The sequence below is a fragment of the Vibrio wakamikoensis genome, from assembly GCF_050337275.1.
In the GTDB taxonomy this organism is placed as follows: domain Bacteria; phylum Pseudomonadota; class Gammaproteobacteria; order Enterobacterales; family Vibrionaceae; genus Vibrio; species Vibrio chaetopteri.
In genome coordinates, this window is record NZ_JAKJST010000018.1 from 109,918 (window position 1) to 134,936 (window position 25,019).

The window sequence follows — 25,019 nt, forward strand, 5'->3', positions numbered from 1 at the left end:
CGTTTTAGTATCTATAAAAGATTAATACTTAAAGCGACGAATCTGGCTATCTAACTCTGTGGTATTTGAGGTAATCGCCTCTGCAAGTACTTGAAGCTCATCGTTGACAGTGCGCATGTCAGCGGCGCTAGTATCGAGCTCTCGCATGTCTTGCGCTACCGTATTACTCACGTTAGACTGCTCTTCACAAGCACTTGCGACAGAATCAACCATGGCGTTGATACTGGTCACCGCTTCAATCATCTTAGTCAGCGCAAGCTGCGCTTCATCTGAGCTCACTTTGGTGAGTTCCACCAATTGCTTAGATTCTTGAGTCGCATTAAACGACTCAGTTGCCTCTTGTTGCAGGCTTTCAATAATGGATTCTATTTCGCTGGTAGAGTCGTGAGTCTTACTTGCAAGCGCGCGAACCTCATCAGCAACAACGGCAAATCCGCGGCCACTTTCACCTGCTCGTGCAGCTTCAATGGCAGCGTTTAGAGCCAGAAGATTGGTTTGCTCTGCAATCGCTTTGATCACTTCAACTACGCGGCCGATGTCGTCGCTTCGGTTCTTAAGCGCGTTGGCGCGCTCGGCGGCAGTCTCAAGGTTAGCGGACAGATCTTCTACGTTTGAGACATTTTGCGTGATCGCTTGTTCGCTTGACGCCCCCAAAGAAAGGGCATCATTTGATTTAAACAGAGTATTCTCTGTATTGGCCGCAATCTCACTCGTCGCCAGATTGAACTGCTCAATCTTGCTCAGGCTTTCATGAGTGAGCGCCAACTGATTTTCAGTTTGTTGACTTACTGAAGCGCGCACGGAAGTAATGGCCGATCCATTCTGCTTTAAGCTTTCTGTCGTTCGAGCCGTATCGACAACGATCTCCTGCACTGTTTCGACAAAGCGATTGAAGGCTTTTGCTAAGTCGCTCACTTCATCGTTTGAGGTCGCTTGTACTCTTGATGTTAGATCGCCGCCACCAGCGGCAATATCATTCATGCTGCTCGCCATCCCCTTGATGGGCGTCACAACTAGGCGATCCATAATGTACCCAAGAGAGACGATAACCACTAAGTACAAGGTACCAAACATTAACATCGAGCGAAGCATCAAACTTTTAAGCTCATTGCGCGCTTGCTCGCTATTAAATCCAAGCGAAACAGAGCCAATTGGCAAACCATCCCACTCAATATTAATGCGAGATTCAAACTCAGCCGTTTTCTGGCGAACTTGACTCATCTCTTTGCCATTTTGATCGCGAACCACGATGCTCGAAATAGTGTCATTCTTGATGTAGGCCTCAAGAATGCTGCCAATCAGAGCTTTGTCATACACATACACCGGCTCTTGCAAGATAACTTGCAACTCCTGCTCAATTTCTGCAGTGACTTTTTCGAGGTCCGCTTCCACATTTTGCTTGGTCAATACATATTGCGTCGACAAGGCAATCGCGGTCACCAGCGTCATGACTAATGTCACCACAAGAATAATTTTTTTGGTTAGTCTGTTCATGTTACACCTGTGATTACTTAGCTAAAGGATCAAAGAAAAAGTGGTCAGGAATGGCTTTCGTTGCCGCGGTGACATTGGGATTATCTAAATCGAAAACCACGCGCTCGCTCAAGTTCGCTTGCTTCAACGCGGCTTTAATCTCATTGTCGGCAAAGAACATGGTTTCATAGAGCCCTTCGTTATGGATTTCGAGCATGATGTCGTACAAATGTTGTTTTAACTCTTCGTTGCCTTTGCGAACAAACAACAGATACGGCATCTTGTAGCGGAGCATGACGTTTTCATCTACCTCTAGTGGCAGATTTGGATGGGATTTCACCTCAGCCCAAGGCTCCATGACACCACGCATAAATGCATCGCAGCGATTGCCCGCGACCAACATATCGAAAATATTTGGGTACTTGAGCGACTTAGCGATAGAAAGTCCATTTGCTTCCAATATCTGTGTATCGGCCCATGTTTTACCAGAGCACAGCGATAGACGCTTGAGATCGGAAACGGAGTTGACCGAGGCCAGCTTGTTGGCGCGTTCTTGACTCACCAAACCAATTCGCATGCCCAACATGCCGCGATAAATAGGAAATGGAATGGCGTCAAAGCGCGTTTCAAGATCCTGGTTTGTCGCAGTCCACACCACATCTAACGTGCCGCTTTCTAAATCAGCTAGTAATCGAGTTCCTGCGGGTTCGCCGGATTTGGCGTAGATAAAATCGATGGAAGAGTACTGCTCGGAACGAGAAATGATCTCTTTCAATAAGGTTAAATGGAGTTTATCGTCGTCAGGCTTACCAGCAAGCCTAAGCGGCTGGGCAACAGACGACAGCGACAATACCCCACACAAAATAGCTAATAGCAACTTCTTCATGGTGCACCTAACATTCTGATACTAATAACAACCACCGCCATTTATGAACAACAGCGGTACAACGGGTTTGTAGGGGGAGGGATTCGTCGCATTTACGATCTACGCCGCAGTATGCCACTGGCTTTTTATTGTGACGAAATGTAACGATAGAACGATATACAGTCAATCATTCGCTGAGGCAGCAAAGAGAGGTCAATCGGACTTTATGACTGCCATCACAGACAGTAGCCCAGTTATTATTTCACTCATTAGACATAGGCCAAAACAATAAACCAAACAAGGCTAAGTATTAGTCACAATAATCGCCCTGCCATATCTGGCTAAATTTCATCCAACCAACATAAATATGCGAGGCACCTTTAGTATTGAGCATGAGGCGCCCCGGCGAACAATGGTTAATGTTAAGGCGAATCTGGTTTGTTCTCAGGTGACGCATCGTCATTTTCACCGTCTACCCACTTCATAAATACTTGATATCCCGCAGTCAAAAATGCTGCACCTATAAACATGCCGAGAATACCGCCAGACATCATGCCGCCAATCGCACCAATAAGTACCACGGGCATAGGGACACTTAAACCTCGCCCAAGCACCATAGGTTTGAGTATGTTATCAACCAAGCTAGCGGCGATAATTAAAACAGAAAAGATAGTGTTATGTACGGTTGAACCATCACTACTCGACCACAACATCGCTACCGCAACAATGGCAATGATGGTGACAGGCAGTTGTGTAATCGCAAAGACTAAAGCAATCACCGTTAAAAATGCCGCAGCGGGGACGCCAGCAAGTGCGATGACTGCACCAAAAATGGTTGCCGTTAGAAATGCGATACCAATAACGCCCACTGCCACTTGGCGAATGGTTGCCGTGGTCAAATGATGCAGCTCTGGCCCTTTGTGCTCATCGGAAAAGCTATTGAAAATCCGGCGCATCGCTTTGGTGCCGTCTTCTGCCCAGGCAAGCATAATACCTGCAATGATCACTGCACCAATCAACAAAAAGACACTCCCCGCAGCACCGCTGGCTTTATCAACAAACCAAGCAGATGCATTTTTAAGCTGTGGCTGATACTTATCGATAAAGTTCGGTAAGTCCCTCGCCGCTTCACTCCACGCAGAATATGTATCTTCACCAATCAGCGGCCATTCTTTCACCTTTTGAGGAGGTGCTGGAATGTGAAGCTCACCTTGCTCATAATTTTGGTAGGTCTGTAGCGTTTTTACCGCGAGTGAGTTGCCCACCAAAGCGACAGGCGTACCGAGTACCAACACACCGATCAAAGCGATAGCGGTCGAACTTCGTTTAGTCGTCCAACCAAACTTGGCTTTTAAAAAGTTTCGTACTGGAAACAAAGCTATCGCTAGAACCAACGCCCAGAGCAAAATAGGTAAGAAAGGAGCGAATGCCCACCAGCACATCAATACAATGAAGGCTATGGTAGAAAAACGTATTAGAGAGGCCGTAAAGGCCTGCGATAGCGCTAGCTTTAGATTGTCCTTGTCATTGCTCACGTAAGACTCCGTTCTTTGACACAATTAAGGATGACATTTTGATGATCATCGATGCTAATTATCCATGACCTTCTTATCTAACCCACTGAACAAAGGGCATATATCAAATATAGTCTACGAAAATCAACTCTCAAGACTTGTCAAAAATAAAGCCAGCTATTTAAGCTGGCTAAAGGGTGAGATCAGTCAGTGATAGGATTTGGCGAGGTAGCCAGCACATTCCTTTGTCGATAGAGGTGAGTGCCCGCCAGCAAAATGGCCAGGCCGATTGAAATAAACACGCTAGCGTCAGACATAGAATCCGTAGTCATCGCGATCGACGCCACAAGGACACCTAGTATCTGACACATGCGTCCAAGGTAAGCACCTTGTCGAGTATCAACTTTTGCCTCTTCGGACAAACCAATAGGTGATTGCAAATTCACTTTTAGCTGAGTAATTTCTTTACCACGTTCACCAGAAGATTCCTGATAGAACCAACGCGTAGAAAGAAAGAAACCACCGGTTATCACAATATGAGCGAGCAGTGTAATCGAAACGAGTAGGTCAACCGACTCGCGATTGGTGAAGCTAGCGGCATCAAACAAAGGCAATAGCCAATCTACTTGAAATACAAACTGCATAAAGAACGACACAGATAGTCCGACGGCAATCGTCGCCCAACCGGACCAGTCCGGTGTTTTTAGCGTCACAAGAGCCAGCAAAGATGGGATTGTCAGTGGTGTTTGCAATAGTGCGCCGAATAGCATCATGATATCAAAGAAGCTGTATTCATCGATTGATGCAAATAACAAAGCAGCCAAGATGCAGAGCAAGCCATTAATCACGGTGGAAACCTTCCCAACTACGAGTTGCTTGTGCTCAGTTGCTTTGGGGTTGAGCACCGCTTGATAAACATTTCGCACAAAGATACCAGCATTCCGATTCAGGGCTGTCGTCATAGGAGCGATAGTCGCTGCAAGCATTGCCGCAAGCACCAAACCAAGCATGCCAGCAGGCAGGTAGTGATCAATGTAGTAAACATAAGCGGCGTTATTGGCACTCTCAGCAAGCTTTGGGTAGTACGCCATCAGATCCACGCCCAACGTCGCAGTCACCCATGGAGGAACAAACCACATGACAGGCCCCAAAATAAATAGGATGCCAGCAAACAAAGCCGCTTTTTTTGCCTCTCTTTCGTTCGTCGTCACCAAAAATCGATAGCAAGAAAGCGCATTGTTCGTGTTCATTGTTTGCTTGAGTATCATCATCACAACCCAAAGCCAAAACACTTGCCAGTAGCTCATGTTGCTACCCATGTAACTATCGGTTGGATAACTTTCAATGAGTGTCACCGGCCCACCAACCTCGAGCAAAGCAAAAGCTCCTACTGACATGGTAATCGCAACCAACAAAATGAGTTGAATGACATTGGTCGCAGACACCGTCCACGACCCGCCGCTCGCAGCAATAAAGGTAACCAATAAGCCAACGCCAACAATCGTCACCACTAGATCAATGTTAAATACCGCGGCTGTGAAGAGGGCTAAGCCATTTAACCAAATTGCCGCAGACATGATAGTCAAAGGAAAAGAAAGCCAAGTATACACTTGCTCTGATACGCGTCCGAAGCGAACCTTGATAGCTTCCATCGCAGTCTCAACACGCATCTTGCGATAGCGAGCAGCAAAATACCAAGCCGCCACCAAGAAGCCCAAGGCATTACCCCAAAAGATGAACAGTACTGTTAGCCCATCTTCATAGGCCTTCGCAGCAGCACCGGTAAATGTCCACGCCGAAAACTGAGTCATGAACGCGGTAGCACCAGCCATCCACCACATCATTGCTCCGCCGCCGCGAATGAATCCCGAGCTATCCGTGGTAAAACGCTTAAACGCCAGAGCGGCGAACAACACGAAAGTAAAGTAACCAATAACAATTGCACCATCAATGAGTTCCATACCGCTCCTTATGCATCTTGGCTTATTCATTTTCTGCGATTGGTTCCAATGGTTTCGTCGTCCACAAAGAGCTCAAGAGCTCGCAATGATGAAACTCGACCTAAATCACACTTAGTCATTTAAAGTAGAAATATTACTACCATAACTTCAATTTATGCTGGTAAATTAGAACATATTAAAACGACGTTTCAAATAAAATTTAGTTATCTATTTGTTTCTTGAAAGGCGTGAGGAATAGTAGGGTCATTGTAATCAGAGCCTCCCTTGTTCAACATCTATGTTGTAGGTTTACCTCCACAGCAAGGCCATCACTATAGAATCAGTTAGTTACACTAAATCAGACTCTTATCGCCCACTTTTATCTCAGAAAAAACAGATGAAGTTGGTCACTCTCAAGCTGGATATTTGACTATGAGCCAATATAAAATAGCGATCATCGGCGAATGCATGGTGGAGCTACAACGCAAAGAAGATCTCCTGAAGCAAAGTTTCGGTGGTGATACATTAAACACAGCGCTGTATCTTTCTCGTTTGACGAAAAATTACAACATTTCAGTAAGCTACATTACCGCACTAGGCAACGACCCTTTCTCATCTGAAATGCTAAAAGCGTGGTCGGAAGAAGGCATCGACACCGACCAAGTGTTGCGCCTAAACGACAAAATGCCCGGCCTGTACCACATCGAGACAGATGATACCGGTGAGCGCACCTTCTTTTACTGGCGCAGCGACGCAGCAGCTAAGTTCGTGTTTGATCAACCAGAAAGCCAATCACTCGTCGATTCTTTGATGGATTACGATGCGGTTTACCTAAGCGGTATTACTTTGGCTATTTTGACTGACTCTGGACGTGACACTCTGTTTAGCTTCCTCGAGAAATTCAAAGCCAAAGGCGGCAGCGTCTTCTTTGACAACAACTATCGTCCAAAGCTTTGGGCGAGCCGTGATACCGCTCAGCGCACGTACCTTGCGATGCTTGGTTTTACCGACACCGCACTACTTACCTTCGAAGATGACCAAGACTTGTTTGGCGACACATGCCTAGAAGATTGTATCGAACGCACTCAACACGCTGGTGTCAGCGAAATTGCCATTAAACGTGGCGCGAAAGAGTGTCTCGTACTTAGCGAAGGTCGCGCAGAGTATGTTGCACCGGAGCCAGTCGACTCCGTGATTGATACCACAGCCGCAGGTGACTCCTTCAGCGCAGGTTATCTTGCCAAGCGACTAACCGGCGGCGACGCGTTTAACTCAGCCGCAATGGGGCACAAAGTTGCAGGCACAGTAATTCAATACCGCGGTGCTATTATTCCTAACACAGCAACGCCAACTCTTGATTAGTAGGACAAAGACAAATGACAACCCTAAACGAACAGCTAGCAAGCCTTAAAGTAATTCCAGTAATTGCCATCAACAAAGTTGAAGATGCTATTCCTCTAGGTAAAGCACTGGTAGACAACGGTATGCCATGTGCAGAAATCACGTTCCGTACCGAATGTGCAGCCGACGCGATTGCTGCGATGCGTCAAGCGTACCCAGAGATGCTGATTGGCGCTGGTACCGTTCTTACTAACGAGCAAGTCGATCAAGCGATTGAAGCAGGTGTCGATTTTATTGTAAGTCCAGGCTTCAACCCACGCACAGTTCAATACTGCATCGACAAAAACGTACCAATCGTACCGGGTGTTAATAACCCAAGCCTAGTTGAGCAAGCAATGGAAATGGGTCTGCGTACATTAAAGTTCTTCCCAGCAGAGCCATCTGGTGGTGTAGGTATGCTAAAAGCGCTTACAGCCGTTTACCCTGTGAAATTTATGCCAACAGGTGGTGTAAGTCTGAACAATGTAGATGACTACCTATCCATCAAGTCTGTATTGGCATGTGGTGGTACTTGGATGGTTCCAACAAATCTTATCGACGAAGGTCGTTGGGAAGAGCTTGGTCAGTTGGTTAAAGACGCGGTTGCTCACGTTAACTAATCCAACATTTAACTAAGTAAAAGCAGCCCCACAAGCATTAGCTTGTGGGGCTGCTTGTTATCTGCAGGGCGGCTAATTCGATAAATCCATCTCGGCTACCTTAGCCCTGTCCTCTTGAACTGAGTTTAAGCCCCACACCATCACGTTGCTACTATCGCCATGATGATACAGCTCATCGCCATTAGCATGATTGAGAATTTTCGCTGCTCGCCACGCCGCTAGGCTCAATTGTGGTTCAATGATTCCATGGTTATGAGTACCTGAATTCACGACAAACAACTTGTTATCACAAGGCAGCTTCCAATATGGTGTTGGGCTCGTCGACCATGGGCAAAATGTGACATTAACTCTTGAAGATAATCAACCTGTCGGCTGCATCATCAAGGACTTTCATGGGGACTTAAGGTTGGTAGACGAAGAACTCCCTGAACTGGACTCACTCGATGGTGCCATCAAACAGAACCTGACACGCCTACCAGCTAAGTACCTAGTTCATGTCGTTACAGTACTAAGGTTTGTTTCCCCTTGGTTAGAATCAAATGGACTCGAACATCAGGGAATCAGTGAGGCTGAGTTCTACGGCCTACTCGCTAACGAGATTCTACGCTACCAAGCAGAGCACTCTCATTTAGCACATAGATAAGGTTTGCCTTAACCGAGTGAAGTTTAAAATTGGATATGGGGAAAGCAATCAAAGGCCACTGCCAGAACTTGGCGAGCCGATACGGAACCCTTTGGTGATTGGGCTTGAAACGTAACTAAGAACAAATTGATGTGCTCGATTGCAGTGACAGAGGGTCAGTGCAATTGAAAAATACTACCTTAAACTCAAACGACAAAGCAGTGAATTGCAATAAACACGATCACTGTAGAATCGTCATCGTTACCAAACAAATAAGGACTGAAATCGTCAAAATCCACAGGACGTATATATATGTGACGGAAAGTTTTATGAAGATAGGAGAACATACGGAGCGTATTTCCGTCAATCGCCGCTTTTTAGCCCATTTGGGGAAGGTGACAGCAGTAAGCAAAGCTACACCGTGTATTAGTGCTACGAAATGGAATCCTCTCACCAGCGCAAGCTCTCCTCTTCTGTAATGCTCTAAAGAGAAAGCGTATTGAATGACACGCTTTGGGGTAAAAGAATTTAAAGCTCCGCCAACCAATATAAACCATACAAATAGCAGCCCACCAAATACAAAGAACAAAATAAATGCCCATTCTAAAATCTGCATATTTGACTCACCCCGAGAGTACTGAAAACAAGAAATCACCATAAGGAACCATTAACTACGTCTCTGGGAGGAACAATTGATCAAGCACTATCACTAAAACGAAAGACAAAATGGTTGTTATAGTTGACGTCCATAAAATGCCAATATAGCAATAGCAAATCCTAACAAAGCCTGAAGGACAAACAGATCTTATTCCTGTTAGCCCTCTGCGTTTCGCTGTCTTAGGCATTACGATCACTGTCATCAATGCGATACCATGTATTAAGGCCACAAAATGAAAGCCCGAAACGACTGCCAGCTCTACCTCGGTATAATGATCTTTGGTAAATGCGTACTCTTTTATACTTTTGGGAGTAAAAAAACATAATATTGCTCCGACAACCACGAACCAAACGGCCATGAATATACCCACGAAAAAAAAAGTGATAGTAAGAGTCTGAGCTACTGAGAACATACTTTATCTACACCGGTTTTCGAAACAAGATTGAAATAGGGAATATTCTCCTTGTATATATAGACTCCCATTTTACCACCTACATAACCTATACCTGCAGAGACAGCGGCTATGCTCAGTGCAGCAAACCAACCAATCGAAGCGACACCAACTACGAGTGATATTGCAGTGCCAGCTGCTATTCCAACAACAGTACTCGCTACCATCTCAGCGAAAATTTTGTTTTTCTCCGCTGTAGAACCCGATTGTGAGATCTGTTGACAGGAAACTCCCAGGCTAACAGCTGTAAGAAGCGTACCGCCTCGTGCTGCTCCAGATGATAGTGCTGCTAATCTCTGTGTATTCTTGCGTAATGCAACTGTGCTAGAGACTCCACCAGCTCTTGATATCCGCATAGCTTCGCGTGCCTTTTTCCCTTTAAACAGTACTTTTTCAATAGGTCCAAAGTTTCTGGCAACGGATTTCAGAATCTTGCTGCGACGATAATCATATTGACCTTTTGTCAACACACCTAATTTGTACTGTTGGTAGACTTTCTCAATCTCCGCGAGTTTAACTATATTTCCTTTCCCTTTGCCTCCCAACAGTATCCCCATAGACGCAAACGTCACCCCAGCACCCGTACTCGCTGGCCCCCAGGCATCCTCTAACCACGACAGAGCCCAAAACAAATCTTGCTGCTGTTGAGGCATCTGTTTCATCGTGCGCTCAAACTGCGCTTTATCTTCATTTGAAATGGCCGGGTTTGGCGCGAATTGACTCGCCACTGGAGAGATGGAGGCGGGCTTGCTATTAAGAGGGCGAAGTGAAATCGCTTGGCCGATGCTGACTTTGTCAGGGTGTTTAATTTCTGGATTGTCAGTGAGGATTTGATCAAGCACCTGACGATAGCCATCACTGCCATAACGGTATTGGTAGATTTTGAGAATAACCTTGCTTAATGTGTCTCCGGGGCGAATGTTGTAAAAATATCGATAGCGATTGACGCTGTTAAAATACTCACTATTCATGCTGAACATACCATTTCAAAAAGTAAACTTAATATGCAACTTTAAGAGTGCTTTTTTGTAGTTCAATATCAGATTTTGGTTTTGAGAGTGAGCAAGGATTACCGATGAAATGGTGAGAAATTGACAATAAAATCAGTTCATTATTGTCGACAAAAAAAGCCAGTGATAACACTGGCTGGAGAAATCCCGATATGGACATCAAAACAAATAATAAAATAGTTACTAGGTGGTGCAATGTTTGATAAAAGTAACCCCAGAGACAAGGATTCAAGGAGTTCTGAGGTTACTTGGAATCAAATCAAACTAGTCAATCAAAGTGCGAACGTATTCAGCAATCTCAGTCACTTGGCAATTTGCAAAGAAACACTCTTGGAACTGAGCGCTGCCAACAGCTTGCTTAACGAGATCTTGATCAATCGCTTTTAGTGACGCTACAACGTCTTTGCAAACAGCAGCCTTAACATCATTAAGGATCGCAGCGTTTTGCTGCTGAGGTACAACTCGCTCAACTGGGTAGCCTTCGCCGCGAGCACCAGTAAATGCCTTTTCGAAAATGTAACGAACGTTCAGCTCACCAGCCCAGCCAAAGCCTTTCGCAAAGGCCAATGAAATAGCATTACCATTGTTGATTTGGTTGAAAAGGAATGCATCAGAGGGTTCTAGGCAGTAACCGCATACCACGCCAGGGTGAAGGTTGCTTGCCATCAACGCGCCTTGGCCTGTGCCACAACCAGTAACGACAAAGTCCACTGCTTTTGAATTCAAAAGAATGCTCGCCATGATACCAAGGTGAATGTAAGTCAGGTGATGGTCGTTTTCATCTGTCATACCAACGTTGTATACGTCGTGACCTAGGCCACCTGCTACAGAGTTCAGTTCCGCTGCAACCATAGCATTCTTAGGTGCTTGGCTGTTTTCCATCATTAGTGCAATTTTCATAGTAATTCCCCGACGAAAAGGTTCGTCAATAGTTAAATCTTAAACAAAATCTTTGCGCATTGGTGTGAACGTATCAATTAACACACCCGCTTCAACACACACACAGCCGTGTTCAATATCTGGCTGCTTATACATAGTGTCGCCCGCCTTGACGATGTGCTTTTCCTCACCAATCGTAAACTCAAAAGCACCTGACAGTACATATGTTAGCTGCTCATGAGGATGAGAGTGCATAGCACCAACCGCACCTTTCTCAAAGTGGACTTCAACCGACATCATGTTGTCGTTGTGTGCAAGTACCTTGCGACTTACACCTTCACCTAAATCTTCTAACTGTATATCTTTGTTAAATACGAACATGTGTAAAAGCCTATTGTGTTTGTGATTTGCTAACCACTAAATCACTTGATTTACGTAAACGATAAATGGTCACTAGGTTCGTCACTATAATCGTCGCTTCCAGTAACGTGCCACCAATTGAGCCAACCAGTATGTTGTTGATAAGCCAACATGTGGCGCCCAGCAAAAAGCCAATACGCATTGCCACACCGCTGAGAACAAACATAGAAAATGTTCCAATCACAGTGCCAAATATTGACCACAATTGCCCTATACCATCAGCAATCCAGTACCCAAAGCCACCAGCAACAACAATGAAAAACACCGCCACAAGTTTGGAGCGAGTGTGTATCGACGCCAACGTTCTGGCTGCCGACAGTCCCGCGGCGGCAGCTGAAACGGTTGAACCTAGTAATAAAAAGTGGAGAAGATGATTGATATTAAAAGCCAACATCGAAATTTTGAGCTGCCTGTCATCTTTTTGGTAAAAGGTGGAGATTCCTAACCCAAAACTCAAAAAACCCAATGCCTGACCGACAGAAAATAGGTCAATCATCTTCTCTCAATCCAGTTAACGAGACAGCCAACCACCATCAACGGCAATAGTGTAGCCATTGATATAGTCAGATGCTTTCGATGCCAAGAATACACATGGGCCAGCTAAGTCTTCAGGCGTGCCCCAACGGTCAGCCGGAATTCGCTCTAGAATTTCAGCGTTACGCTTCTCATCGGCGCGAAGCGCTGCTGTGTTGTTTGTCGCCATGTAACCTGGTGCAATCGCATTAACATTGATGCCTTCTTTTGCCCACTCGTTGGCCATCAAGCGAGTCACTCCCATCACACCACTCTTTGAAGCGGTGTAAGACGGTACGCGAATACCACCTTGGAATGACAGCATTGAAGCCACGTTGATGATTTTTCCGCCTTGGCCTTGAGCAATAAATTGTTTTGCAACCGCTTGTGACATAAAGAACACCGACTTAATATTGATATTCATCACGTCATCCCAATCTTGCTCTGAGAAGTCGATGGCGTCATTGCGACGAATGATGCCTGCATTGTTTACCAAGATGTCAATGCGACCCAACTCAGTAACAGCTCGATCAACGATGCCTGGAATGTCGTCTAGCTTCATTAAGTTGGCGCGAATATCAATAAACTTACGACCTGTCTCCGCCATCATCGCAATCGTTTCTGACGGTTCAACAATGTTAACACCAACGATGTCGCAACCTGCTTTAGCAAGTCCAAGAGCCATACCTTGACCAAGGCCAGTATCACAACCAGTTACTACTGCTACTTTGCCTTCAAGGCTAAACGAATCAAGAATCATAGTCTGTTCCTTTGTAATAAATGTGTGGTGAACAAATAAAGGGGGTGTTCACTCTGTTGAAATCTACATTACACAAAAAATGACACACCTTAAAGTTATTTTTGAAATTGCGTTTTATTTTTTTAATTTAGTTCTCTTGAATGTGACGGTCGTCTCACATACTGGTTTTAAATTAATGAAAAGCCTTTTCGAAACTACTGACTCACTCAAGTATGTCAGGTATAATCTGCAACTATTGAAAATGACTCAGAGCGTGAAATGGAAAAATCAACTCAACCAGAAGCCGTATCGTCAGTACTAAAAGTATTTAACATTCTCTCAGCGCTGGCTGATCAAAAAGAAATCGGTGTATCAGAGCTCTCTCAACGTTTGATGATGTCCAAAGCGACAACCTATCGCTTTTTGCAAACGATGAAGACACTCGGTTTTGTTGAGCAGGAAGGGGAAGCCGATAAATACGCACTGACATTAAAATTGTTTGAGCTAGGTTCAAAGGCTTTAGAGCATGTCGATCTTATTGACCTTGCCAATACTGAGATGGCAAAAATCTCTAAGATAATCAATGAGACTGTTCACCTAGGCTCCATTGACGAAGATTCCATTATCTACCTGCACAAAATTGACTCTAGTTACCATCTGCGTATGCACTCACGCATCGGTCGCCGCAATCCGCTTTACAGCACGGCAATTGGTAAAGTACTCATGTCTCATATGGATGAGCAGGAAGTGCGAAATCTATTGGCTGACGTTGAGTTTAAGAAACACACGCAACATACGCACGAAAACGTAGACCAGTTGCTTAAAGAGTTGAACCTCGTTCGTGAGCAACACTTTGGTGAAGACAATGAAGAGCAAGAGCCAGGACTACGCTGTATTGCGGTTCCGGTTTACGACCGATTTGGCGCTCCTATTGCGGCTATCTCAGTTTCATTCCCTACTATTCGATTCGAGGAAAGCCGTAAACAAGAGTATATCGCTCTTCTTCATACAGCAGGACGTAACGTCTCTGAGCATTTAGGCTACCATAAGTACCCTATTTGACATTGATAAAGAAGAAAAGCAGCACACGTGCTGCTTTTTTTGCCATCAGATATTTTATTGAAACGCCATTTCATTTAAGGGATTAACATGGGAACCTCAGCTTCAAACAATATTCTTGATTTCTTGATTCATCTCGACCCTTTCGATCTTCTTCCAAAACCCGTCGTTGAATCATTGGCCAGCGCGGTGACCGTCAAATACCTCGCCAAGGGAGAAAGTATTGAATTTCATTCCATGTGCGAGAAACGTTACCTCTATGTGATTCGAAAAGGTGCTATTGAGCAGCGAACCCAGATCAATAAGTTACGAGCTCGCCTTGGAGAGGAAGATCAATTTGGATTCACTTTCCTAGAGCCGCTTAAAGAAGCTGAAGATGGCTATCGAGCAGAAGCGATTGAAGACTCGCTGCTTTATCTCATACCGCACGCCAACATCCAAGAAACGTGCGAACAGCACCCCGAGATCAAAGACTACTTTGCGGCTACGGCCAAAACACGTTTACACTCTGCGATACGCTCGATCGTCAATAAAGAAGACAAAAGCCTGTTTTTTCGTACTGTTGGTGAAGTAGCTAGCGAAAATATCACAGTCTCTGACTATAACGACTCAATCATTGATGTCGCCAAAGGCATGTGTGGCAAACGCCGCAGTTCATGTGCTGTCGTACTAAAAGAACGTGAAATTGTTGGCTTAGTCACAGACCGAGATATGACACAACATGTTGTTGCCCAAGAGGTGGATACCCATCGACCGATACATGAAGTCATGACTCGCAATCCAATCTTGATAAACAGCGAAGACAAAGTAATTCAAGCGATTTCACTTATGCTGCAGTACAACATTCGCTGTCTACCTGTCATTGCCAATCACGAAGTAAAGGGCTTATTGACTACCACTCACTTAGTTCACAACCATCGAACTCAGTCACTATTTTTGATTGAAAAGATCAAGTATGCGAACTCGATAACTGCCCTTGCAAATCTTCGAGATGAAAAGGAAACCATTTTCCAAGCCTTAGTAGAAAGTGGCGTGAGTGCCGAGATTCATGGACAGGTCATGTCGATGATCATGGATGCGTTCAATAGGCGAATAATCCAACTAACCGAAGAGGTGCTCGGGCCACCACCATGTGACTATGCATGGATGGTTGCTGGCTCCCATGCGAGAAACGAAGTGCACATGCTGTCGGATCAAGACAATGCTTTGGTTCTCGCAGAAGATGCAACCGAGAGTGACCGGTTCTACTTCGCTTACTTTGCTATGCGCGTATGTAATGGACTCGCCGCCGTTGGCTACCCTTTATGCAGCGGTAAATACATGGCCGCTACAGCCAAATGGAACCAGAACGTAGGTCGCTGGAAGGACTACTATACGAAATGGGTGGCCAGTCCTGAATACAACAAACTGCTCAGTATCAGTGTCTTCATGGAGATACGCTGCGTCTACGGCAATGCGGAACTTGTCGATACGCTTCAAAACCACCTACACCAGACTATTCATGCAAACCCTCGATTTATCCCAGCATTGACACGCGATGCCATCGAAACCTCACCACCACTTGGTATTTTTAACAGCCTAGTTCTAGAGAAAAGTGGCAACAATACCAAGTCACTCAACATCAAAAAGTTTGCTCTGAACCTTATTATCGATCTCGCTCGCATATACAGCCTAGCCGCCGGAGGCTCTTTAACAGGAACTGAAGAGCGTTTTCGATATGCCGTCGAGCAAGGTACATTGTCTCAAGACAGCTGCGATAACATCATTGGCGCTTACCGTTTTCTGATGCAGGTTAGGTTTAGACACCAACTCAACGCCCAAGTGCGTGGCGATACCCCAGACAACAACATCCGCCCTGATGAGTTCAGCAGTTTTGAACGTAAGCACCTAAAAGACGCGTTCAAGATCATTAGTGAGTTGCAGGATGTCGCTAAACTCAAATTTGTAAGCGGGTTCTAATATGTTGGCCAAAACCCTACAAAAGCTCTTCTCTAAAGGCGATAACATCGAAGCTCTGCACCAATCCATGCAGGCTAAACACTGGCCTTCTCATGCACTAGAGCATTACTTTGCCTATCCTCTCCCTAACGCACAGCGCCCAGTGTCCGAGCAACAATTTGTCGCCCTAGATTTTGAAACGACGGGGCTAGAACCAGACTCTGATAGGATCCTGTCTATTGGAACGGTGGAGTTAAACTACGAAGAAATTGATTTAACCAGTGTCAATGAAGTGATTTTGCGACAAGATGTGACTATTCGCCCAGAAAGCGCCGTCGTTCATGAAATTATGCCAACCCAAGTTCGAGAACAAGGCGTTGATGCTGAGCTTGCGCTCGATCGATTGATCGAACATCTTCGGGGTAAAACCATCATTGCCCATAGCGCAGGTATTGAGTATGGCTTTTTGTCGTCATATCTCAAAAGGTGCTACCAAATTGAAAAGCTACCTTGTTACATGGTAGACACATTGCTGCTTGAGAAACGATTTAGCTACTTAGGGAAAAATCGAGGACATTCCAGCTTTCAACTCGATGACCTACGGCAACATTATAATTTACCAGATTATTACGCTCACTCAGCGGCCAGTGATGCACTAGGATGTGCAGAGCTATTTTTAGCACAAGTCAAAAGGCTAAAGCTCTGCCATCGTCCGCTCAGTGAGGTAATTTATCGACCTTAAAATACAACGCAGCTGTTTTTTAACGTGCCACTACACGCTCTTTTTCAAATCCATGGCTGTTAGATTGTAGGTCGTCAGATAACCGCTTGAGTTCAATGGAGCTCAATGAAAACTGCTCAATTCGATTCAAGTTTGCTTCTTGAACTTTGAGCAGTTGCTCAATGTATAGATAAACCTGCTCAGAAATGGCCAACTCATTTTTCGTCGACTGTTTTAAATCAGCTACAATACTCTGAACATCACTCGCACCTTGCTTAACTTGACTGAAAATCACACCAACCTGTTCAGATTTGGCCTCGCTTTGCGAGATTTTTTCGAGTAGCCCTCTCAAGTCATTGGAAACATGTTCAGACTCCGACAAGATATGCTCACTCATTTTAGATATTTCCACCGTTGCATCAGATGTCCTAGCCGCTAGGCTTCGAACCTCATCAGCGACCACAGCAAAACCACGCCCTTGTTCGCCCGCTCTCGCGGCTTCTATGGCTGCGTTGAGCGCCAACAAGTTAGTCTGTTCAGCGATACCTTGGATCACCTCAACAACCCCTGTTATCTGCTCGTATTTGGCTTCTAAAAGACCAAAACTGTGCAGCGAACCATCTAGGCTAGTACGAATGTCCTCCACCGAGCCGTCCATGGATTGAATCGCCTCGGCTCCCTCCTCCGACAATGATTGAGACTGAAAGCTATTCGATTGTGCCTTATCAATACCTATATTGATTTCCTCGATACTAAGTTCGAGAGCCTTCATAGAGTTGAGAGTGTCATCTGAAATCGAACGGATTTGACCTAAGCTTTCCGTCGTCGCGCCGATATTGCGATCTAGGCTATCGGTAGACTGGTTGATCATCACCGAAACCGAACTGATTTTATCGACAAACCGCTTCAATGAAGCCTGCATCTGGCGAACCGACTCCAAAATACTGCCTTGTGGTACAGACTGTGTAACAGGCTGAGATAAGTGCCCATCTGCTATACGCTTGGTTAACGAAACAACGACACTCGGCTCACCGCCTACAGACCGATAAATACTACGCGCAATGAGACCGCTTATCAGCAATATCACCACTAAGATACCGCTGCTATAGATCAAAAGGCGTGTCACAAGCTGCTGATAACTCTCTTCAACATCGTCCATGTATATCCCCAGCCCCATCACCCACTTCAGCTCTGGGATCATGGTAATCGCACTCACCTTGGTCACCTTTTCCGACGAGTTTGGCTTACTCACCTCGCCGACAACATAGTTGAACGCTTTATCCTTCAGCAGGTTTACATGCCTAGCATAAGAGCTTTGGAACGCCCCAAGTTTGTCGCCACGCACATGCACGCGGGCGATAGCATTGTGGTCATTAGCCCAAATGTAAGCGTTGCCCAAACGGTAGGTAGACAACGCTGCAATGACGCGTTGCTCAGCCTCTTCCGGGGAGCGGCTTTGCTTGATGGCATCCGATGCTTGTTTCTTTGCAAACGAGAGTAACGATGCTACCTCATGCTTTTTGGTTTCGACTAAAGATGTTTTTATGGAATCCAAACTTACAAACACAATCAACGCGATACCCAACATCGCTGTAATCAGCAGCAGTGCGCCCTTTTTTATCAATGTCATGATCCCTCACTATAAAAAATGGCCACACTAACAATCTAGCGTGGCCATACAGACAATCAATTACAGCATACGTCTAGAAGCTATAAGTAATGCCGATACGGCTTCGTAGCTGACGATCGCTTGAAGAGCTCGATACCGAAACATTGGCGAACTCAACATATGGGCGCCAACTCCAGTCTTCGCCTTTGTAGCCAAGTTTGAATACTGCATCCCAGTTGGTGTCACCGTTGTCGAATAACACTTGATCATCCAAACCTTTCTCATAGTTCGCCTCTAGACCAAACTGAAAACCATTGTATTTGTAGTCAAGGTTAGCCGTGACTTTACTCTTCTGTTCAGAAGAACGATCATCAGAGAAATTACGGAACTCATGCCGATAGCGAAGCTTAGTAACAAACCCTGAATCAAAAGAGTACTGAGCACGAAGCTGAGGCTTATAAGTCACGTGACCTGGGAAGAACGTAATTGGCATACCTGGTATAAGCATCCAATGATCATCAATTTTGTATTTGTAGCCGAAGTCGAATTCATTGCCTTTCGATTGCCATTCTGAAAATGGTTTCCCCTTCTGCATCGCTTCAACGCCAAAATACATATTCCCAACGCCAGCCCCAAGCTTCACGCGACTAGCGTATGTTTCACTTTCGTGTTTATATTCTTGACGAAAATCGAGAGATGCCGCAGAAATAGAGGCACTAGCAAGCAATGCCACAACCGCAGTTGTAGCTATTTTATAGACCTTAGACACAGTTTAATTCCTTTTATTTGAATAGTAGATTTGCAACTTTTTTGCTATTTACTTTTTCTTTACTCAGCTCAGAAATAGCGTTGGTAAATACCGACTCACCATATGCTTTCTGCGCATAAAGCAAATTCACATAGGCTTTGGAACCATCAAAGCCTTTTAATTCTTTGTATTGCCACTTATCAGGTTGATTAGCATGTTTAGCGATATATTGATAACCTTTTGCTAAAGAGTGCTTATCAACTTCATAATTCCAAACGTCGATGCCAAGCTTGTCTCCAAAGTGACCAAGATGACTGTAGGCTTCTAGGTTAAAGTTTGAATAATGCCAAGGGCGAGTCCGTTCTAACTCTCCGTGTTGACGACCATTCATATCAAATTGACTGCCGATTCGGCGCATTTGCGTGATTCTCAAGCGCTGCTTTGCAATATCTTCTTGCCCGACAAAAATGGCAAAAGCAGCCACTTGTGCGTCATACCACGTACCATGATTGTTGTGCCAATTATCCTCTTCGAAACCATGATTACTGGTTAGAAGCCATTGGTTAAATTCACTAAACCAAACAACCATGGCCTGATAGTCTTTTGGATCCAGTTGCTCTTGCAAGATGTTGATACTATCCAGCACTGGGATAAGTAAGCGACTATCAATAATGCCAATACCACGCCCATCAACAATTCCAGGGATTGCTTGAGCATGGTTGAGGTTAGGGTTCATTCGTGTTTTTGGATCAACAAACCATGCGCTAAGCTGAGCTTTCGCTTTGTCTGCATATGCTTGATTATCCGTGAAGTAATAGGCGAGACTCAGGTCTGTCACGTCTTTGGCAAAGCGGATAAAACGCTGTTTGTCCGTCGCTGCGCTTTTAGTGGCCATATTATATTCACCATCACGGCGCACATAGGGTAAGCCATCTTCAGTATCTGGGTTCGGCCACCAGTATGGGCCAAAGCTAAAATAATCGTGTTTGTCACCACTGGCTGGTAATAGAGTTTTATTCGTCACCGGATCTATTGCGGCATTAAGCGCCTTATCTGCTTTTGCAACTAATGTATCTATAGAACCTTGTTTCATCGTTAGATGTTGCTTGTTATATTCAAGCGCCGATGAATCATATGAAATAAAGTCGACATTACCCGCTACTGCTCCCCAGGATAGAGCGAGGGAAATAGCAATCATACTTTTACTAATCATCATTAATCTCCTTATTAGAACTGAACTTATGTTAATTGAAACATCGGTTCAAAAGTAAGATCGAGATCATCTTATTAGGTAGAGCACATAGAAAAAGTGATAATTGTGATTTCAATCAAAATTACCAACACCACGTTAATTTTGGCCAATATAAATAAAAAAAGGGCTCCAAAAGAACCCCATGATTTATATTACTTTAGATAAATAAAACCTAATAAGATCTAAATTTCACATACTGACAGTTATTTCTTGCACTAAATTTCACTAACTTGCCTGAGAGAGTGTTACCGCTCACATAGTTTGATGTCACGCTAATTGAACCGCTGCCATCAACACTGGATAACGTCCCCCTGAAATCACAGTTACTATTTGCATCACTATCCCATACTTGTACGGTTTTCCCTGTGAGATCTCTATCAATCGCTAAACAGGCTGCTTGGGATAGATCCAACTCCATTTTCTGCCCCCAACTGTATTGGGCTACGGCATCACACCCTTCAGATACGGGTGGATCAACGGGCTCAACCGGCTCTTCTGGGTCAACCCCCTCTGGAGGCCAAGAACCTCCAGCAACAGTGACACCAGAGGTTGGTATCTGTTGATGCACGCCCTCTGCCAATGTTTGATTCCAAGTTGCTATTGGCTCTCCATTAATATTGAGATGCTGGTAATTGCTTCCATCCCAATTGAGCGCATACTCTACATCAGGCTCATCAAACAGCCCCCAGCGAGTAATACTGGCACCCGAGTTCTTTGCCTTCTTCAGCGTATTGTTAACTAGAACATTGTTTGGTCCGGTTGGCCCTGACCACTTACTTGCATGGTCGCCCGACCCAACCCAAATGGGTTGCCAGGTTGCTCCCGACTCTGGCGTCCCATTTGACCAACTGCGATGCTCATACGGTACGGCAATGTCATTATAACGAACTAAGTTGTTGCGCTCCCAGCCCCCATGGAAGTTCATATCAACATTGAGTGTATTGTTCTCAACAACATTTCCGGTCGCAGACCACTGGAGGGCTAGGTGTCGAATGTTGCGAATATCGTTATTATGAATCCAGCTGTTGTATAGCTTAGAGCCACGAACATACCCATTGCCACCAGCACCTTTATTCCACGACCCGTCAATCATGTTATTGGAGATAGTTACCGCTTTAGCAAACTCACTAACAATAGGGTGTGAGCCAATCATGTCGATATGGACATTATCAACCCAGCCGTTGTATGCCCACTTGAGAATGATGCCGTGAATTGCATCTTGTGCACATACATTCTCATATCGATACAAGACGCCATTGGGGTTACTAGCCGAAAATTGGTTGCGGTTGTAGCCTTCACAATGACTGCCTTTTGTATCCATAATCAGGAAGAAGTCTTGCAGGCCAAAGTTTTCTACCGCACTGATTGGCATAACTCGGCTGTTATAACCACTCTCATTGTTTAGCGGGATATCGAACTCCAAAGCGCCATCAAGGGTGACGGTATTGTTGCCAGTATTCACCGCCGCCACTTTAAAAATCTGTGTACGCATGTGACCGGTTTTTATATGACTACCGCTTCTTCTCGATTCTGGTACTTGCCCTTTATCCAAAAATGCTTTGTCACTAGCGGCACCGACATAAATAAGATCTCCTTGACTAAACTCACCAGCCTTTCCGGATTCTAAGAAAATAGTGGTGTCACCCATTTTTGCAGGTTGTGCAAACTCAATACTGTGTTTCCAGTGAAAGTTGACGCTCCCTTCGTAAGCAGGTTCTTTAACATGCTTCTCTCGAGTTTCGACACGAAATACGCCAAAACCAGGCCAGTATTTCTTATCAAAGTCAGGCGCATTGCTCGCATCCACACCATAAGGTGACCAAGACTTGACGACAATTTCAGTCCCCGTAGCAGGATCGCTTCCCGCTCCCTTGATAACCAGCCCTGACTTGTCGATATGGATTTCATCACTAAGGTTGATAGTACCCTTTGGCAGTACTATCACCGTATTGTTACTCGTAGAAGCGTTAACCTCGTGGTCGATGATGGCTTGTAGCGCAGCAGAATCATCAATGCCATCATCGGCGATGACACCGTGTTCAACTGCGTAGATAGTATTTTGAAATGTCGTAGGTAACACTGCGCCTTGTTTATATCCTGGAGCAGAAAGACCAGAGGCGCTATATAGGGTTAGAGGAATAAGTATGGCAAGTGTGTTCACGTTCATTTTCACGTTTGGATCTCCCTTCCGTGTTTATAGATTTATTTCTTGATTGGTGGTTTTAAAAAAAGAGAAGCTACTGTGAACTGCGTAGCTCCTCAATAGGGGTATTAAAAGGCTAAGTGGCGGTGCTGGCTGCTAGTTTATCTGCTTGCTTTGCACTCTTGAGAAGTAAACTACCTACCGTAACAATAACCGCACCACAGAAGACAAAGGCCATACGTCCCCAGAATGGATTCGGGATCAGCACCATCAGAGTCACTAGAACACCGAAGACAAGAATCAGTTTACCTAGCATGTTGCGCTGTTGACGATCTAGCTCATCTTGACCTTCTTCCTCTACTACTGGCGTCGCGACATCATTCCAGAACTCAGTGAGTTCAGACTCTCGCTCGCCAGCAGGTTCTTTGTAGAATCGAGTTGTTAGGCAGAAGAAACCGCCAGTAATAAATAGGTGACCCATGATGCCTAGCAGAACCTTAAGGTCTTTCGCTTCACGGCCTGTAAATGGCGTGTCTAAGTTCAGCCAGTTTGCTACCACATCTGCAGTAATCACAAAGCTAACAAGATAAGACACTACGATACCGACGGCCAGTGTTGCCCATGCGGCCCAATCTGGCGTCTTCTTAATGAAGATACCGAAGAACAGTGGTACCAGAATTGGCATCTGCAGCAATGTACTAACGTACATCATGGCATCAAATAGGCTCAATCCTCGAAGCGAGTTGATGAACAGTGCAACGAGAATAATCAGACCACCGAAACACATAGTGACGATTTGGCTCACGCGCATCAGTTTCTTGTCGTCAGCATTTTTATCCAGGATTGGCGCATAGAAGTTGCGAACAAAGACACCAGAGTTACGGTTAAGGCCTGAGTCCATTGAAGACATGGTTGCCGCAAATACCGCTGACATAAGCAGACCAACCATACCAACTGGCATTGCATTCTCAACGAATACCAAGTAAACCGCATCCGCTGCTTTGCTACCCAGTTCTGCTGCGTGAACAGTTGCTGCGTCTGGGTACATGACTGCCGTTACCCAAGGCGGTAGGAACCAAATCGCTGGACCAATCAGCATAAGAACAAATGCAAGTAATGCTGCTTTGCGCGCATTGGTCGAATCTTTAGCCGTCAGAAAGCGATAAGAGTCTTGCATGTTGTTGATGTTTTGGAGCTGCTTAACAAACATGAAGATGAACCATGCCACGAACAGCAGTGGGTAGTTCATGTTTGAACCCATGATCGAATCTGCCGGGAACTGCTCGATAAGGTTGGTTGGACCACCAATCTTAATCAGGGCTGCAACCGCACACACGACCGTTACCGCCATGATGACCACCATCTGAACGAAATCGGATGCTACAACACCCCAAGCCCCGCCGATAACAGAGATAAACAGAACGATTAGACCGGTGACAACAATGGTTGTCTCGATATCTACTTTGAATACCGCGCTAACAAACAGTGCCAAACCATTCAACCAAATACCGGTGTAAACGATGCTGGTTGGCATAGTCGCCCAAGTAAATACCTGCTCGTTTGTAGCACCAAAGCGACGACGAACGCCTTCAATCGGTGTTACTACACGCATTTGGCGGAAACGGTACGAAAAAAATAACCAAGAAAGCAGGAAACCAAATGCGTTGGCCATAAATACAACCATAATTGGGAAGCCATCGGTAAAAGCTTTACCTGCGGCTCCAGTAAAAGTCCACGCACTAAACTGGGTCATGAAGGCTGTTGAACCCACCATCCACCAGAGCATTTTACCGCCGCCTCTAAAGTAGTCACTGGTAGAACTACCCGCGAAACGTTTAAAGATCACGCCTATCGCTATCATAAAGATAAAGTAAACGCCCACGACGAGCATATCGACATTCATTCTGAACTCCTTTTACACTTTATTTTTCTAAGATTAATTTTTTAAAACTCCGTTTCATTATTTGGCAAATACTGTTTTTATAAAGATCATTCCGGCCATTATGTGACCTATGTAACTAATTATGTCTGACGAAGTAGTTTTGTGTTAACGCGATCAAAGAATGTGCAGAAGGGGTGAAAGATAGTTACTGATATAGTTACAGGTAGGTCAAACTAATGGCCATTGGGGCACTTGTACTCGCTTTGTTAGATGAGTGTCCCCTCAGAATCAACGCCACTGAAGGCTTCCAAATCTTGAATAGGCGCAGGCCCACAAAAACGTCAAACGATATGTATTACAACGTTACGGATTAATGAACTTTTGCTGTTGAACACCTCAAACACACTGTGACTTTAGCGACTTATGAGAAGAGAAGACCCTACGAAGAGCAAAATCCAACATTCAAAACATCATCCACGAACTAAAAAAATGAAAAACCGTTTCATTCATCACAAAAACGCACAGTTTTTTGGCAATAGAGACACACTTAAAGCAATAATGAACCAGTGTTTTAATTTTTGAT

Annotated in this window: 22 protein-coding genes; 6 read left to right on the forward strand and 16 right to left on the reverse strand. The window is 44.9% G+C overall.

Annotated features, from left to right (window positions below):
• Positions 1-21 precede the first annotated feature (21 nt).
• The 4 genes from L4C42_RS09920 to L4C42_RS09935 all read right to left on the reverse strand — a co-directional run bounded on the left by L4C42_RS09920 (position 22) and on the right by L4C42_RS09935 (position 5,813).
• The gene (locus L4C42_RS09920) at positions 22-1,494 is read right to left on the reverse strand and encodes a methyl-accepting chemotaxis protein (RefSeq protein ID WP_353499945.1); all 1,473 of its coding nucleotides are present in this window, start codon (positions 1,492-1,494) and stop codon (positions 22-24) included.
• Positions 1,495-1,507: 13 nt separating this feature from the next.
• Positions 1,508-2,359 (reverse strand): ABC transporter substrate-binding protein, encoded by an 852-nt coding sequence (locus L4C42_RS09925; RefSeq protein WP_429760326.1) that lies wholly within the window; start codon positions 2,357-2,359, stop codon positions 1,508-1,510.
• A 401-nt stretch (positions 2,360-2,760) separates the two neighbouring features.
• On the reverse strand, positions 2,761-3,873 hold the full coding sequence (locus L4C42_RS09930) for an AI-2E family transporter (RefSeq protein ID WP_353499947.1): 1,113 nt from the start codon (positions 3,871-3,873) through the stop codon (positions 2,761-2,763).
• A gap of 182 nt (positions 3,874-4,055) precedes the next feature.
• Positions 4,056-5,813, reverse strand: a complete 1,758-nt coding sequence (locus L4C42_RS09935; RefSeq protein WP_429760328.1) for a sodium:solute symporter family transporter — start codon at positions 5,811-5,813, stop codon at positions 4,056-4,058.
• 411 nt (positions 5,814-6,224) lie between these two features.
• Between L4C42_RS09935 and kdgK the strand changes: the two genes are divergently transcribed.
• Positions 6,225-7,154: a 2-dehydro-3-deoxygluconokinase gene (gene kdgK, locus L4C42_RS09940; RefSeq protein ID WP_429760330.1), complete on the forward strand. Its 930-nt coding sequence runs from the start codon at positions 6,225-6,227 to the stop codon at positions 7,152-7,154.
• Positions 7,155-7,168: 14 nt separating this feature from the next.
• Positions 7,169-7,792, forward strand: coding sequence for a bifunctional 4-hydroxy-2-oxoglutarate aldolase/2-dehydro-3-deoxy-phosphogluconate aldolase (locus L4C42_RS09945; RefSeq protein WP_418642729.1), 624 nt, complete (start codon positions 7,169-7,171; stop codon positions 7,790-7,792).
• A gap of 72 nt (positions 7,793-7,864) precedes the next feature.
• Here L4C42_RS09945 and L4C42_RS09950 read toward each other — a convergent pair whose 3' ends face one another.
• The gene (locus L4C42_RS09950) at positions 7,865-8,062 is read right to left on the reverse strand and encodes a hypothetical protein (RefSeq protein ID WP_429760332.1); all 198 of its coding nucleotides are present in this window, start codon (positions 8,060-8,062) and stop codon (positions 7,865-7,867) included.
• Between the two features lie 67 nt (positions 8,063-8,129).
• On the opposite strand from L4C42_RS09950, the gene L4C42_RS09955 reads away from it, so the two are divergent.
• Entirely contained in the window at positions 8,130-8,435 is a 306-nt protein-coding gene (locus L4C42_RS09955) for a ferric iron reductase (RefSeq protein WP_429760334.1), read from the forward strand.
• A 220-nt stretch (positions 8,436-8,655) separates the two neighbouring features.
• Here L4C42_RS09955 and L4C42_RS09960 read toward each other — a convergent pair whose 3' ends face one another.
• The 6 genes from L4C42_RS09960 to kduD form a co-directional block, all read right to left on the reverse strand.
• Positions 8,656-9,030: a hypothetical protein gene (locus L4C42_RS09960; protein WP_429760336.1), complete on the reverse strand. Its 375-nt coding sequence runs from the start codon at positions 9,028-9,030 to the stop codon at positions 8,656-8,658.
• A 441-nt stretch (positions 9,031-9,471) separates the two neighbouring features.
• The gene (locus tag L4C42_RS09965; RefSeq protein WP_429760338.1) at positions 9,472-10,494 is read right to left on the reverse strand and encodes a LysM peptidoglycan-binding domain-containing protein; all 1,023 of its coding nucleotides are present in this window, start codon (positions 10,492-10,494) and stop codon (positions 9,472-9,474) included.
• Positions 10,495-10,797: 303 nt separating this feature from the next.
• Positions 10,798-11,433 (reverse strand): RpiB/LacA/LacB family sugar-phosphate isomerase, encoded by a 636-nt coding sequence (locus tag L4C42_RS09970; protein ID WP_112477805.1) that lies wholly within the window; start codon positions 11,431-11,433, stop codon positions 10,798-10,800.
• A 39-nt stretch (positions 11,434-11,472) separates the two neighbouring features.
• Entirely contained in the window at positions 11,473-11,793 is a 321-nt protein-coding gene (locus L4C42_RS09975) for a cupin domain-containing protein (protein WP_353499955.1), read from the reverse strand.
• A gap of 10 nt (positions 11,794-11,803) precedes the next feature.
• Positions 11,804-12,328: a YgjV family protein gene (locus tag L4C42_RS09980; RefSeq protein WP_353499956.1), complete on the reverse strand. Its 525-nt coding sequence runs from the start codon at positions 12,326-12,328 to the stop codon at positions 11,804-11,806.
• Positions 12,329-12,343: 15 nt separating this feature from the next.
• Positions 12,344-13,105: a 2-dehydro-3-deoxy-D-gluconate 5-dehydrogenase KduD gene (gene kduD / locus L4C42_RS09985; protein ID WP_268678337.1), complete on the reverse strand. Its 762-nt coding sequence runs from the start codon at positions 13,103-13,105 to the stop codon at positions 12,344-12,346.
• A gap of 258 nt (positions 13,106-13,363) precedes the next feature.
• Here kduD and kdgR point away from each other — a divergent pair, with 258 nt between their 5' ends.
• From kdgR to L4C42_RS10000, 3 genes are all read left to right on the forward strand, one after another.
• Entirely contained in the window at positions 13,364-14,146 is a 783-nt protein-coding gene (kdgR, locus tag L4C42_RS09990; RefSeq protein WP_353499957.1) for a DNA-binding transcriptional regulator KdgR, read from the forward strand.
• 87 nt (positions 14,147-14,233) lie between these two features.
• The gene (locus tag L4C42_RS09995) at positions 14,234-16,102 is read left to right on the forward strand and encodes a DUF294 nucleotidyltransferase-like domain-containing protein (RefSeq protein WP_353499958.1); all 1,869 of its coding nucleotides are present in this window, start codon (positions 14,234-14,236) and stop codon (positions 16,100-16,102) included.
• A gap of 1 nt (position 16,103) precedes the next feature.
• A complete protein-coding gene (locus L4C42_RS10000) occupies positions 16,104-16,823 on the forward strand; it encodes a 3'-5' exonuclease (RefSeq protein ID WP_353499959.1) in 720 nt (239 codons plus the stop codon).
• 19 nt (positions 16,824-16,842) lie between these two features.
• Here L4C42_RS10000 and L4C42_RS10005 read toward each other — a convergent pair whose 3' ends face one another.
• The 5 genes from L4C42_RS10005 to L4C42_RS10025 all read right to left on the reverse strand — a co-directional run bounded on the left by L4C42_RS10005 (position 16,843) and on the right by L4C42_RS10025 (position 24,457).
• Entirely contained in the window at positions 16,843-18,432 is a 1,590-nt protein-coding gene (locus tag L4C42_RS10005) for a methyl-accepting chemotaxis protein (RefSeq protein WP_353499960.1), read from the reverse strand.
• A gap of 73 nt (positions 18,433-18,505) precedes the next feature.
• Positions 18,506-19,180, reverse strand: coding sequence for an oligogalacturonate-specific porin KdgM family protein (locus tag L4C42_RS10010; protein ID WP_353499961.1), 675 nt, complete (start codon positions 19,178-19,180; stop codon positions 18,506-18,508).
• 13 nt (positions 19,181-19,193) lie between these two features.
• Positions 19,194-20,372: an alginate lyase family protein gene (locus tag L4C42_RS10015; RefSeq protein WP_429760343.1), complete on the reverse strand. Its 1,179-nt coding sequence runs from the start codon at positions 20,370-20,372 to the stop codon at positions 19,194-19,196.
• Positions 20,373-20,583: 211 nt separating this feature from the next.
• Positions 20,584-22,578, reverse strand: coding sequence for a glycosyl hydrolase family 28-related protein (locus tag L4C42_RS10020; RefSeq protein WP_353500165.1), 1,995 nt, complete (start codon positions 22,576-22,578; stop codon positions 20,584-20,586).
• A 112-nt stretch (positions 22,579-22,690) separates the two neighbouring features.
• Entirely contained in the window at positions 22,691-24,457 is a 1,767-nt protein-coding gene (locus tag L4C42_RS10025) for a sodium:solute symporter family protein (protein ID WP_353499963.1), read from the reverse strand.
• Positions 24,458-25,019 lie beyond the last annotated feature (562 nt).